Genomic DNA, 13,291 nt, shown 5'->3' on the forward strand with positions numbered 1-13,291 from the left:
TTACTACTTAATTTGATGCCTGGCAGTTCCCTACTCTCACATGGGGAGACCCCACACTACCATCGGCGCTACGGCGTTTCACTTCTGAGTTCGGCATGGGGTCAGGTGGGACCACCGCGCTAAAGCCGCCAGGCAAATTCTGTTAATCTGTATCAGGCTGAAAATCATGTCTGTCTCATCCGCCGAAACAGCTTCGGCGTTGTAAGGTTAAGCCTCACGGTTCATTAGTATCGGTTAGCTCAACGCATCGCTGCGCTTACACACCCGACCTATCAACGTCGTAGTCTTCAACGTTCCTTCAGGACCCTTAAAGGGTCAGGGAGAACTCATCTCGGGGCAAGTTTCGTGCTTAGATGCTTTCAGCACTTATCTTTTCCGCATTTAGCTACCGGGCAGTGCCATTGGCATGACAACCCGAACACCAGTGATGCGTCCACTCCGGTCCTCTCGTACTAGGAGCAGCCCCCCTCAATTCTCCAGCGCCCACGGCAGATAGGGACCGAACTGTCTCACGACGTTCTAAACCCAGCTCGCGTACCACTTTAAATGGCGAACAGCCATACCCTTGGGACCTACTTCAGCCCCAGGATGTGATGAGCCGACATCGAGGTGCCAAACACCGCCGTCGATATGAACTCTTGGGCGGTATCAGCCTGTTATCCCCGGAGTACCTTTTATCCGTTGAGCGATGGCCCTTCCATTCAGAACCACCGGATCACTATGACCTGCTTTCGCACCTGCTCGAGCCGTCACTCTCGCAGTCAAGCTAGCTTATGCCATTGCACTAACCTCCTGATGTCCGACCAGGATTAGCTAACCTTCGTGCTCCTCCGTTACTCTTTGGGAGGAGACCGCCCCAGTCAAACTACCCACCAGACACTGTCCGCAACCCGGATTACGGGTCTACGTTAGAACACCAGCCATTAAAGGGTGGTATTTCAAGGTCGGCTCCACGCAGACTGGCGTCCACGCTTCAAAGCCTCCCACCTATCCTACACATCAAGGACCAGTGTTCAGTGTCAAGCTATAGTAAAGGTTCACGGGGTCTTTCCGTCTTGCCGCGGGTACACTGCATCTTCACAGCGAGTTCAATTTCACTGAGTCTCGGGTGGAGACAGCCTGGCCATCATTACGCCATTCGTGCAGGTCGGAACTTACCCGACAAGGAATTTCGCTACCTTAGGACCGTTATAGTTACGGCCGCCGTTTACCGGGGCTTCGATCAAGAGCTTCGCGTTGCCGCTAACCCCATCAATTAACCTTCCGGCACCGGGCAGGCGTCACACCGTATACGTCCACTTTCGTGTTTGCACAGTGCTGTGTTTTTAATAAACAGTTGCAGCCAGCTGGTATCTTCGACTGATTTCAGCTCCACCCGCAGGGGCTTCACCTACATATCAGCGTGCCTTCTCCCGAAGTTACGGCACCATTTTGCCTAGTTCCTTCACCCGAGTTCTCTCAAGCGCCTTGGTATTCTCTACCTGACCACCTGTGTCGGTTTGGGGTACGATTTCGTGTTACCTGATGCTTAGAGGCTTTTCCTGGAAGCAGGGCATTTGTTACTTCAGCACCGTAGTGCCTCGTCATCACACCTCAGCGTTAATAAGGTACCGGATTTACCTGGAACCTCCGCCTACATGCTTAAACCGGGACAACCGTCGCCCGGCTAACATAGCCTTCTCCGTCCCCCCTTCGCAGTAACACCAAGTACAGGAATATTAACCTGTTTCCCATCGACTACGCCTTTCGGCCTCGCCTTAGGGGTCGACTCACCCTGCCCCGATTAACGTTGGACAGGAACCCTTGGTCTTCCGGCGAGCGGGCTTTTCACCCGCTTTATCGTTACTTATGTCAGCATTCGCACTTCTGATACCTCCAGCATGCCTCACAGCACACCTTCAACGGCTTACAGAACGCTCCCCTACCCAACAACGCCTAAGCGTCGCTGCCGCAGCTTCGGTGCATGGTTTAGCCCCGTTACATCTTCCGCGCAGGCCGACTCGACCAGTGAGCTATTACGCTTTCTTTAAATGATGGCTGCTTCTAAGCCAACATCCTGGCTGTCTGTGCCTTCCCACATCGTTTCCCACTTAACCATGACTTTGGGACCTTAGCTGGCGGTCTGGGTTGTTTCCCTCTTCACGACGGACGTTAGCACCCGCCGTGTGTCTCCCGTGATAACATTCTTCGGTATTCGTAGTTTGCATCGGGTTGGTAAGCCGGGATGGCCCCCTAGCCGAAACAGTGCTCTACCCCCGAAGATGAGTTCACGAGGCGCTACCTAAATAGCTTTCGGGGAGAACCAGCTATCTCCCGGTTTGATTGGCCTTTCACCCCCAGCCACAAGTCATCCGCTAATTTTTCAACATTAGTCGGTTCGGTCCTCCAGTTAGTGTTACCCAACCTTCAACCTGCCCATGGCTAGATCACCGGGTTTCGGGTCTATACCCTGCAACTTAACGCCCAGTTAAGACTCGGTTTCCCTTCGGCTCCCCTATACGGTTAACCTTGCTACAGAATATAAGTCGCTGACCCATTATACAAAAGGTACGCAGTCACACCACAAGGGTGCTCCCACTGCTTGTACGTACACGGTTTCAGGTTCTTTTTCACTCCCCTCGCCGGGGTTCTTTTCGCCTTTCCCTCACGGTACTGGTTCACTATCGGTCAGTCAGGAGTATTTAGCCTTGGAGGATGGTCCCCCCATATTCAGACAGGATACCACGTGTCCCGCCCTACTCTTCGAGTTCACAACCTGTGTGCTTTCGTGTACGGGACTGTCACCCTGTACCGTGCGACTTTCCAGACGCTTCCACTAACACACAAGCTGATTCAGACTCTGGGCTGCTCCCCGTTCGCTCGCCGCTACTGGGGGAATCTCGGTTGATTTCTTTTCCTCGGGGTACTTAGATGTTTCAGTTCCCCCGGTTCGCCTCGTTAACCTATGTATTCAGTTAACGATAGTGTGTCGGAACACACTGGGTTTCCCCATTCGGACATCGCCGGGTCAAAGGTTCATATCACCTCGCCGGCGCTTTTCGCAGATTAGCACGTCCTTCATCGCCTCTGACTGCCAGGGCATCCACCGTGTACGCTTAGTCGCTTAACCTCACAACCCGAAGATGTTTCACTTCTGATTGCGAAAATTTGAGAGACTCGAACACACATAACATGTGTGTCGTTTCAATTTTCAGCTTGATCCAGATTTTTAAAGAGCAAAACTTCGCAGTGCACCTTTTCAGGTTCACTCTGAAGTTTTCTTGTGTTCGCAGTAAAAGATGGTGGAGCTATGCGGGATCGAACCGCAGACCTCCTGCGTGCAAAGCAGGCGCTCTCCCAGCTGAGCTATAGCCCCATCGTTTATCATCTCTGTACCGCTCATCCTTTAAAAGGATTTTGGTAGGCCTGAGTGGACTTGAACCACCGACCTCACCCTTATCAGGGGTGCGCTCTAACCACCTGAGCTACAAGCCTGCAGAGATTTTTACTGCTGTTTTTCATCAGACAATCTGTGTGGACACTACAAAGGCAGGTTCTTTAAGGTAAGGAGGTGATCCAACCGCAGGTTCCCCTACGGTTACCTTGTTACGACTTCACCCCAGTCATGAATCACAAAGTGGTAAGCGCCCTCCCGAAGGTTAAGCTACCTACTTCTTTTGCAACCCACTCCCATGGTGTGACGGGCGGTGTGTACAAGGCCCGGGAACGTATTCACCGTAGCATTCTGATCTACGATTACTAGCGATTCCGACTTCATGGAGTCGAGTTGCAGACTCCAATCCGGACTACGACGCACTTTATGAGGTCCGCTTGCTCTCGCGAGGTCGCTTCTCTTTGTATGCGCCATTGTAGCACGTGTGTAGCCCTACTCGTAAGGGCCATGATGACTTGACGTCATCCCCACCTTCCTCCAGTTTATCACTGGCAGTCTCCTTTGAGTTCCCGGCCGACCGCTGGCAACAAAGGATAAGGGTTGCGCTCGTTGCGGGACTTAACCCAACATTTCACAACACGAGCTGACGACAGCCATGCAGCACCTGTCTCAGAGTTCCCGAAGGCACCAATCCATCTCTGGAAAGTTCTCTGGATGTCAAGAGTAGGTAAGGTTCTTCGCGTTGCATCGAATTAAACCACATGCTCCACCGCTTGTGCGGGCCCCCGTCAATTCATTTGAGTTTTAACCTTGCGGCCGTACTCCCCAGGCGGTCGACTTAACGCGTTAGCTCCGGAAGCCACTCCTCAAGGGAACAACCTCCAAGTCGACATCGTTTACGGCGTGGACTACCAGGGTATCTAATCCTGTTTGCTCCCCACGCTTTCGCACCTGAGCGTCAGTCTTTGTCCAGGGGGCCGCCTTCGCCACCGGTATTCCTCCAGATCTCTACGCATTTCACCGCTACACCTGGAATTCTACCCCCCTCTACAAGACTCTAGCCTGCCAGTTTCGAATGCAGTTCCCAGGTTGAGCCCGGGGATTTCACATCCGACTTGACAGACCGCCTGCGTGCGCTTTACGCCCAGTAATTCCGATTAACGCTTGCACCCTCCGTATTACCGCGGCTGCTGGCACGGAGTTAGCCGGTGCTTCTTCTGCGGGTAACGTCAATCGACAAGGTTATTAACCTTATCGCCTTCCTCCCCGCTGAAAGTACTTTACAACCCGAAGGCCTTCTTCATACACGCGGCATGGCTGCATCAGGCTTGCGCCCATTGTGCAATATTCCCCACTGCTGCCTCCCGTAGGAGTCTGGACCGTGTCTCAGTTCCAGTGTGGCTGGTCATCCTCTCAGACCAGCTAGGGATCGTCGCCTAGGTGAGCCGTTACCCCACCTACTAGCTAATCCCATCTGGGCACATCTGATGGCAAGAGGCCCGAAGGTCCCCCTCTTTGGTCTTGCGACGTTATGCGGTATTAGCTACCGTTTCCAGTAGTTATCCCCCTCCATCAGGCAGTTTCCCAGACATTACTCACCCGTCCGCCGCTCGTCACCCGAGAGCAAGCTCTCTGTGCTACCGCTCGACTTGCATGTGTTAGGCCTGCCGCCAGCGTTCAATCTGAGCCATGATCAAACTCTTCAATTTAAGTTTGATGCTCGTGAATTAAACTTCGTAATGAATTACGTATGTTCACTCAGAGACTTGGTATTCATTTATTGTCCGAAGACATTAAGAATCCATGTCACTTTGAGTGCCCACACAGATTGTCTGATAAATTGTTAAAGAGCAGTTGCAACGCGGCGTTAAGCTCACCGTTGCGAGGTCCCGTATATTACGTTTTCCTCATTCAGAGTCAAGCGATTATTTTTGCTTTTCTCTGCCGGCGTTCATCTCTGAACCCCGCTAACCCGGCGGCCTGTAAGCCGTTGTTCCGTGTCAGTGGAGGCGCATTATAGGGAGTTCTCAGACGTTGACAACCCCTCTTTTAAAAAAAACTTTCAACCGTCTCTTTTTTGCTCAAAACCGTGCTACAGCGCCAGTTTTTCGAGCGTTTCAAAGCCATAACGGCGTAAAACGGGTAAAAGTTGCTCAGTCTCTTTCGTGATGGCCATACAAAACGCGATATTCGCATCGGTAGATTTCGCATCCGGCGCTTCATGCTCCAGCAGCCAGGCCGTACGACGGGCGATAGCCGCACCGGAATCCACCAGGCGCGTCCCCTCCGGCAATACCTCTAATAGCTCTTCCTGTAATAGCGGGAAGTGAGTACAGCCCAGCACAACGGTATCCGGAGGCTCTGGCATCCGCAGCCACGGACGAAGAATACGACGCAGCTCGTCGAGTGATACCGCCTTTCCATGCAGCTTCGCTTCAGCCATCTCCACCAGCTCAGCCGAACCCAGCATCGCAATCTGGCATTCGTTGGCAAAACGGTCGATCAGTTCGCGGGTATAAGGACGCTTTACCGTGCCTCGCGTTGCCAGCAAACCCACAATGCCATTCGCCGTCAGGCGCGCGGCTGGCTTTATTGCAGGAACGACGCCCACAACCGGGAACTGGAATTTTTCACGCAGGGCGGGAAGAGAAACGGTGCTCGCCGTATTACAGGCGATGACGGCCAGCGCAAGGGGATAGCGCTTTTGTACCGCGGTGACGATTTCAACCACACGCTCAACAATAAAATCTTCGCTCTTTTCCCCATACGGGAAAGCGACGTTATCGAAGGCGTAGATGTAATGGAGATCCGGCAGGAGATGCCGAATCTCATCATAGACCGAAAGCCCACCGACGCCGGAATCAAACACCAGCACGGTGGGACGCGGATTAGAAGGTGTAGCTGCCAGACAAGGTGTATTCCCGTCCTGCAGTTTGGTAGCCATAAACTGTCTCGTAATCTTTATCGAACAGGTTGGCTATTTTACCACGAACTGTGAGATGTGAGGTGACAGGATACGAAACTGCGACATCCCACAGGCTGACACCGCCCATTTTTACTTTCTCAGACGGATAAGCACCAAAGTCAGTGTCGTAACGCGTACCGAGATAGTGATAAGTCAGGCTCCAGTCGAAATCATAGATCTGCGTGTCGAGCTGATATTTCACCTGCTGTTTAGCACGACGGTCCAGAAGTTCGTTGGTTGCGGCATTGCGGGCATCCACATAATCGTAGCCAACAGTATGCGTCAACGGACCCGTATCAAACGATGCTGTCGCTTCCACACCTTTAATGCGCGCTTTACCGACGTTGTAATATTGCTGAAGGTTATTATCGAAGTCGATGAGATTATCGACGTCATTACGGTAGCCGGAAACGCGCCAGCTCACGCCGGCCGTCAGGCCTTCAAACGCACCTTCCCACTGCTTGCTCTCTTCGGGATCAAGATGGTCATTGCCATAGAAACCATAGAGTTGACCCAGATTCGGTGCTTTATAGGCCGTACCATAAGAAGCGACGAAGCGGTAACCCTCCACGAACTCCCAGGCCGCACTACTTTGCCAGGTGCCATGGCGACCGAACTGAGAGTTGTCATCGCTGCGAACCGCTCCTTCCAGAGTGAAGTCACCAAACTGCTGCAACCCGGTCAGGTAAACGCCGGTGTTACGCAGGTCGTAGCCGTTGGTCACGTAGTTTGTACCCGGCTCGGTGCTCTGCTTCTGCCAGTCAACGCCCGCGCCAATGTTTCCATGGCCAACATCAACGGAGTTCAGCCACTGGACGTTGTACTGTTTGATTTCATCCAGGGTGGCTGTCGAATCGTAGCGGCCCAAATTTAGGTCGTAGTTATAGTCCTTGCTGTGACTATAGCTGGTGAGCAGCTGTGAATGGAAGATGTCATCGTTGAAGCGCAATCCTGCATCCCAGGTCTGACTATAGAGCTGGCGGGTATCGACCAGTACGTCAGGGGTAAATGAACTGTAGTAACCGTCGTAGGCAGTACGGTTGCTATAGCCAAAGCCGCGAACAAATCCGCTCCACTGCTCCGAGAATGCGTGATCCAGTGCACCATAGAGCGTTTTATTCATAAAGCCGTCGCGATCGGTCTGGGCAAGGCCACCATTGTTGCCGTCCGCAACCACATCAAACCCTTTGGTATAGGTGTAATCACCCGCAAGCGTGACGCGCGTGCTGTCGCCCAATGTTTGCTGAGTACTGCCGCCATAATTCTGGTAACCATGCGACCCTACACCTGCATTCAGCGTGGTACCGTCCTTCGCGCGAGTGGTAATAATGTTTACGACTCCGCCGATCGCGTCCGAGCCGTATACCGCCGAACGCGGTCCACGAACATATTCGATACGCTGCACCAGGGAGATCGGGAACTGGCTGAGATCGGATGACCCCGTGACGCCCGCCTGGTTAAGGCGGATCCCATCAACAAGGATCAGGACATGGCTGGAGTTGGTGCCACGTATAAAGAGAGAAGAGAGTTGCCCCATCCCGCCATTTTGCGCCGTATCCACGCCGGGCAGGCGACGCATAACATCAAGGACTGAGGTTGATTGCCAACGGTCAATATCGGCACGCGTAACAACGGAGGTTGCAGCCAGAATAGTTTTTTCAGGTTGTTCAAAACGATTTGCCGTCACCACCAACGAGTCGGCGCTATCCTGCGCCCAGCCCGAAAATGCCGTGACGGACAACGCCGTCAACAGCGATACTTTTTTAATCATTGTTAAAGCATCCACAATATAAGAAGGATGCCGCAGGCCTCATCGATAGCACGCGATGATGAAACCAAATGCGACGTGATCCCGGCAGGTCTTCGGGCTAGGTGGCTATATAAGGATGAAGACTTCCCATTTTCACAGTGTCTACAACACTCATCCCGCCAGACTTTACCGCTGCGCGTCAGCTCCAGATTTACACTGGATTCCCTTTTCACTCTCAGGAGACCGGAAACAGAATGCTACAATTAGACACGTATGGATGTCCAGACAGCTATTGCCCATTAAATCTGGACATCCCCTGAACAATGCCTACAATCCCCGCGTAATTCTTTATCACTCAGGACGCATCATGACCCCAGAACACCTCCCGACAGAACAGTACGACGCGCAGCTGGCAGAGAAAGTCGTCCGCCTGCAAAGTATGATGACGCCTTTCAACGCGCCCGTTCCCGAGGTGTTCCGCTCTCCCGTCAGCCACTACCGCATGCGCGCCGAATTCCGCATCTGGCACGACGGCGACGACCTGTACCACATCATTTTCGATCAGCAGACGAAATCCCGTATTCGCGTGGACAGCTTTCCGGCGGCGAGCGAGCTCATTAACCAATTGATGACGCTGATAATGGACGGCGTGCGCAACAATCCGGTACTGCGTAACAAGCTGTTCCAGATTGACTACCTGACCACGCAAAGCAATCAGGCGATTGTCTCCCTGCTGTACCACAAAGCGCTCAATGACGAGTGGCGCGAGCAGGCAGAAGCGCTGCGCAATGCCCTGCGCGCGCAGAACATCAACGTTCACCTGATTGGCCGCGCGACAAAAACCAAAATCATGCTGGATCAGGACTACATCGACGAGCGCCTGCCGGTGGCAGGTAAAGAGATGGTGTATCGTCAGGTCGAGAACAGCTTTACCCAGCCAAACGCTGCGATGAACGTGCAGATGCTGGAGTGGGCGCTGAAGGCGACGGAAGGGTCAACGGGCGATCTGCTTGAGCTCTACTGCGGTAACGGCAACTTCTCGCTGGCGCTGGCGCGTAATTTCGATCGCGTTCTGGCAACGGAAATCGCCAAGCCGTCGGTGGCTGCCGCGCAGTACAACATCGCCGCTAACCATATCGATAACGTGCAGATCATTCGTATGGCCGCGGAAGAGTTCACGCAGGCCATGAACGGCGTTCGCCAGTTTAACCGCCTGGAAGGGATCGATTTGAAAAGCTACCAGTGTGAGACGATTTTTGTCGACCCGCCGCGCAGTGGCCTGGACAGCGAAACCGAGAAGATGGTGCAGGCGTACCCGCGTATTTTGTACATCTCCTGCAACCCGGAGACGCTGTGCAAGAACCTCGAAACATTAGGCCAGACGCACAAGATTGAACGTCTGGCGCTGTTCGATCAGTTCCCGTATACGCACCATATGGAGTGCGGCGTTTTACTTACCGCACGGTGATCTGTAGGCCGGATAAGCGTAGCGCCATCCGGCGTTTTTGGCAGGTGGCGCTTCGCTTACCTGCCCTACAAATAATTCATTACTCTGGTAACTGGCTTTTACGGCTACGCATGCGCGAGCCAATCCAGAACACCAGCGCCACAGACAGTACCGCAGGGAAGAAGTTAGAGCCGATATCCGGATACTCCGCGCGAACCACCGTGCTATACAGCAATACGCCCAGAATAAAGCAGGCAGCGGCCAGCCCCGGTAACCCCACCGGCATGGTGCGGTTCAGGTAACGTTGATGCAGGCAGTAAACCGTCAGCACCAGCGCAATAAGCGGGAAAATCGAAAATGGAACGATTGAGCTAAAAATAGCGGCAAACGTACCATTAATGGATAAGCCAGCGATCAATGCCAGCAACAGCGTCCCTTTATCCTGACCTGACTGTTTCATTACTCACCTTCACTCTTCGGTTTGATGTGCCAGTTTCTCTTGTTCACGGCGATACCAGTAGTACGCGCCTTTGGAGATCATCCTGAGCTGCAATACCAGTCGCTCTTCGAGCTGTTTGCGTTGTTCAATGCTGACATCCAGCGCTTCGGCACCCGCGCTGAAAACAATCGTCACCATCGCCTCGGCCTGTGCTTCAGTAAACGCACGCGGCATATGGTTTTCGAGTTCAAGATAGTCGGCAAGTTCCGCGATGAAGTGCTGAATTTCACGCGCGACGGCGGCACGAAACGCCGCCGATGTGCCCGAACGCTCGCGCAGAAGCAGACGAAACGCGTTGGGGTTATTGCCGATAAATTCCATAAAGGTCGATACGGAGGTGCGGATCACGCTGCCCCCTTTGGCGATACGCTGACGCGCCTGCCGCATCAGCTGGCGCAGCATCAGACCGCTCTCGTCGACCATAGTCAGGCCCAGTTCATCCACATCACGGAAATGACGATAGAAGGACGTTGGCGCAATCCCGGCCTCGCGTGCGACTTCGCGCAGGCTCAAACTGGCAAAACTCCGCTCAGCACTCAGTTGACTGAATGCGGCTTCCACCAGCGAACGCCGGGTTTTCTCTTTTTGTTGTGCTCTTACGCCCATCACGATAGTTGAATCCTTCCAAAGGCCTGATGGCACTATACCAGAGAATAAAATTAATCTGTTTGCCTGGCTTTGTGAATGATTGTTTACGTGCGGTTTGTGCTCCACTGCCCGAAAAAAGCACAACGATAATTGGGTTACTCTGGCAATGATGTTATGATTCTGTTGCTTTTATGTATAAGAACAGGTAAGCCTTACCATGCCACATTCCTACGATTACGACGCAATAGTTATTGGTTCCGGCCCCGGCGGCGAAGGTGCTGCTATGGGTCTGGTGAAACAGGGAGCCAGAGTAGCGGTCATCGAGCGCTACCATAATGTCGGCGGCGGTTGCACCCACTGGGGCACCATCCCTTCGAAAGCCCTCCGCCACGCCGTTAGCCGCATTATCGAATTTAACCAGAACCCTCTTTACAGCGACCACTCCCGACTTCTTCGTTCATCCTTTGCTGATATCCTGAATCACGCGGATACCGTTATTAACCAGCAGACACGCATGCGTCAGGGATTTTATGAGCGTAATCACTGTGAAATTTTGCAGGGCAACGCGCATTTTGTGGATGAACACACCCTGGCACTCGAATGCCACGACGGTTCGGTTGAAACCATCACGGCTGAAAAATTTGTGATCGCCTGCGGCTCACGCCCTTACCATCCGGCCGACGTGGACTTCTCGCATCCGCGCGTCTACGACAGCGACTCGATTCTGAGCCTGCACCATGAGCCTCGCCACGTCATTATCTATGGCGCAGGGGTCATTGGTTGCGAATATGCGTCGATCTTCCGCGGAATGGACGTCAAAGTTGACCTGATCAACACCCGTGACCGCCTGCTGGCGTTCCTCGATCAGGAGATGTCGGACTCTCTCTCCTACCACTTCTGGAACAGCGGCGTGGTGATTCGCCACAACGAAGAGTACGAGAAGATCGAAGGCTGCGACGACGGGGTGATCATGCACCTGAAGTCCGGTAAGAAGCTGAAAGCAGACTGTCTGCTGTACGCCAACGGTCGTACCGGCAACACCGATTCACTGCAGCTGGAAAATATCGGGCTTGAAACCGACAGCCGCGGTCAGCTGAAGGTCAACAGCATGTATCAGACCGCCCTGCCGCACGTTTACGCGGTCGGCGACGTGATTGGCTACCCAAGCCTGGCCTCAGCCGCTTACGACCAGGGACGCATCGCCGCACAGGCGCTGGTAAAAGGCGAAGCGACGGCGCACCTGATCGAAGATATTCCGACGGGGATCTATACCATCCCGGAAATCAGTTCAGTCGGGAAAACCGAGCAGCAGCTGACGTCAATGAAGGTGCCTTACGAGGTGGGACGTGCCCAGTTTAAACATCTGGCGCGGGCGCAAATCGTGGGGATGAGCGTGGGAACGCTGAAGATCCTGTTCCATCGCGAAACGAAAGAGATCCTCGGCATTCACTGCTTTGGTGAACGCGCGGCGGAAATCATTCATATCGGCCAGGCGATAATGGAGCAGAAAGGCGGTGGTAACACCATTGAGTACTTCGTTAACACCACCTTTAACTACCCGACCATGGCGGAAGCCTATCGGGTAGCTGCGCTGAACGGCTTAAACCGCCTGTTTTAACGCGCTGTCGAAATGGCCATCCATCGAACCACGGATGGCCTCTGCCAGCTGCTCATAGCGGCTGCGCAGCGGTGAACCCGGACGATACACCAGGCCGATAGTGCGACGCGGCTCCGGCTTAATGCACGGCAGATAAACCACGCCATCACGTTTACGCTCGCGCGGTACGGCCAGCGCAGGCAGCAGCGTAATACCGCTTCCCGCCGCGACCATATTACGCAGCGTTTCCAGGCTGGTTGCGCGGAAATGGGTATCCTCATCCGCACCCGCTTCGAAGCAAAAGCCCATCGCCTGATCGCGCAGGCAGTGGCCATCTTCCAGCATCAGCAGCTTTTCACCGGCCAGATCGGCCATCGGTACGCGATCGCGGTTCGCCCACGGGTGATCTTCATAGATCGCCAGCATCATCGGCTCATCAAACAGCGGCACTTCAATAAAGGCTTCACTCTCTTTCACCAGCGCCAGAATGGCGCAGTCGAGCTTGCCGCTGTCTAACTGCGCGAGCAGCTGATGGGTTTGCGCTTCATGCAGGTACATTTCGAGTTTCGGGAACGTCTGGTGCAGCATCGGAATGATGTGCGGCAACAGGTACGGGCCAACGGTTGGGATCAGGCCGATATGCAGCGGGCCGGACATCGCCTCCCCCTGCTGGCTTGCCATTTCCTTGAGCACTTTGACCTCGCGCAGCACGGTGCGCGCCTGATCCACCAGCAGAAGACCTGCCTGTGTGAACAGAACCTTACGACTGGTGCGCTCCAGCAGCATCACGCCCAGCTCGTCTTCCAGCTTGCGGATCTGACCGCTCAGCGTGGGCTGGCTGACGTGGCAGGAATCTGCCGCGCGGCGAAAGTGACGATGCTCGGCTAACGCTACCAGGTATTCAAGATCACGAATATTCATTATTCATCCTCCGTCGCCACGATAGTTCATGGCGATAGATAGCATAGCAACGAACGATTATCCCTATCAAGCATTCTGTTGAATAATACACCACATAGACGAGGCGGCACGTGTTTGACCCTTGACGTCCCCGCACCGTCAGCGAGTTTCT

7 protein-coding genes, 2 tRNA genes, 3 rRNA genes and 1 riboswitch are annotated in these 13,291 nt (G+C 53.8%); of the genes, 2 read left to right on the forward strand and 10 right to left on the reverse strand.

Translation table 11 applies throughout. The features are described 5' to 3' along the window. Positions 1–17: 17 nt before the first annotated feature. From rrf to btuB, 7 genes are all read right to left on the reverse strand, one after another. Positions 18–133: ribosomal RNA gene (gene rrf / locus FOY96_RS21485) — 5S ribosomal RNA — on the reverse strand. Positions 134–203: 70 nt separating this feature from the next. Next, a 23S ribosomal RNA gene (locus FOY96_RS21490) occupies positions 204–3,109 on the reverse strand. 170 nt (positions 3,110–3,279) lie between these two features. Beyond that, positions 3,280–3,355, reverse strand: a tRNA-Ala gene (locus FOY96_RS21495). 42 nt (positions 3,356–3,397) lie between these two features. Next, positions 3,398–3,474, reverse strand: a tRNA-Ile gene (locus FOY96_RS21500). 69 nt (positions 3,475–3,543) lie between these two features. Then, positions 3,544–5,082, reverse strand: a 16S ribosomal RNA gene (locus tag FOY96_RS21505). The 16S, 23S and 5S rRNA genes sit together here with 2 tRNA genes alongside, the layout of an rRNA operon. 383 nt (positions 5,083–5,465) lie before the next feature. Continuing rightward, on the reverse strand, positions 5,466–6,317 hold the full coding sequence (murI, locus tag FOY96_RS21510) for a glutamate racemase (protein ID WP_023309660.1): 852 nt from the start codon (positions 6,315–6,317) through the stop codon (positions 5,466–5,468). After that, on the reverse strand, positions 6,262–8,109 hold the full coding sequence (gene btuB / locus FOY96_RS21515) for a TonB-dependent vitamin B12 receptor BtuB (protein ID WP_143347707.1): 1,848 nt from the start codon (positions 8,107–8,109) through the stop codon (positions 6,262–6,264). The genes murI and btuB overlap by 56 nt, the downstream gene beginning before the upstream one ends. 66 nt (positions 8,110–8,175) lie before the next feature. Beyond that, positions 8,176–8,351, reverse strand: a riboswitch (cobalamin riboswitch). Positions 8,352–8,455: 104 nt separating this feature from the next. On the opposite strand from btuB, the gene trmA reads away from it, so the two are divergent. Continuing rightward, positions 8,456–9,556 carry a tRNA (uridine(54)-C5)-methyltransferase TrmA gene (trmA, locus tag FOY96_RS21520; RefSeq protein WP_143347708.1) on the forward strand — a complete coding sequence of 367 codons (1,101 nt, stop codon included), beginning with the start codon at positions 8,456–8,458 and terminating at the stop codon, positions 9,554–9,556. A 79-nt stretch (positions 9,557–9,635) separates the two neighbouring features. On the opposite strand, the gene FOY96_RS21525 is transcribed toward trmA, so the two are convergent. Together FOY96_RS21525 and fabR are read right to left on the reverse strand one after the other, a co-directional pair. After that, the gene (locus FOY96_RS21525) at positions 9,636–9,995 is read right to left on the reverse strand and encodes a YijD family membrane protein (protein WP_008501783.1); all 360 of its coding nucleotides are present in this window, start codon (positions 9,993–9,995) and stop codon (positions 9,636–9,638) included. A gap of 9 nt (positions 9,996–10,004) precedes the next feature. After that, positions 10,005–10,643, reverse strand: coding sequence for an HTH-type transcriptional repressor FabR (gene fabR / locus FOY96_RS21530; RefSeq protein ID WP_008501784.1), 639 nt, complete (start codon positions 10,641–10,643; stop codon positions 10,005–10,007). Positions 10,644–10,839: 196 nt separating this feature from the next. Here fabR and sthA point away from each other — a divergent pair, with 196 nt between their 5' ends. Next, positions 10,840–12,240 carry a Si-specific NAD(P)(+) transhydrogenase gene (gene sthA / locus FOY96_RS21535; RefSeq protein WP_008501785.1) on the forward strand — a complete coding sequence of 467 codons (1,401 nt, stop codon included), beginning with the start codon at positions 10,840–10,842 and terminating at the stop codon, positions 12,238–12,240. Here the strand turns inward: sthA and oxyR are convergent. Then, positions 12,223–13,140, reverse strand: coding sequence for a DNA-binding transcriptional regulator OxyR (gene oxyR, locus FOY96_RS21540; RefSeq protein ID WP_023309664.1), 918 nt, complete (start codon positions 13,138–13,140; stop codon positions 12,223–12,225). The genes sthA and oxyR overlap by 18 nt on opposite strands. Positions 13,141–13,291 lie beyond the last annotated feature (151 nt).

The organism is Enterobacter asburiae, from assembly GCF_007035645.1.
Lineage (GTDB): Bacteria > Pseudomonadota > Gammaproteobacteria > Enterobacterales > Enterobacteriaceae > Enterobacter > Enterobacter asburiae_B.

Excerpts from the sequence above, each read along its gene's own strand:
- trmA (WP_143347708.1), top strand. The coding sequence starts at position 8,456 with ATGACCCCAGAACACCTCCCGACAGAACAGTACGACGCGCAGCTGGCA.
- murI (WP_023309660.1), bottom strand. The coding sequence starts at position 6,317 with ATGGCTACCAAACTGCAGGACGGGAATACACCTTGTCTGGCAGCTACA.
- btuB (WP_143347707.1), bottom strand. The coding sequence starts at position 8,109 with ATGATTAAAAAAGTATCGCTGTTGACGGCGTTGTCCGTCACGGCATTT.
- FOY96_RS21525 (WP_008501783.1), bottom strand. The coding sequence starts at position 9,995 with ATGAAACAGTCAGGTCAGGATAAAGGGACGCTGTTGCTGGCATTGATC.
- oxyR (WP_023309664.1), bottom strand. The coding sequence starts at position 13,140 with ATGAATATTCGTGATCTTGAATACCTGGTAGCGTTAGCCGAGCATCGT.
- sthA (WP_008501785.1), top strand. The coding sequence starts at position 10,840 with ATGCCACATTCCTACGATTACGACGCAATAGTTATTGGTTCCGGCCCC.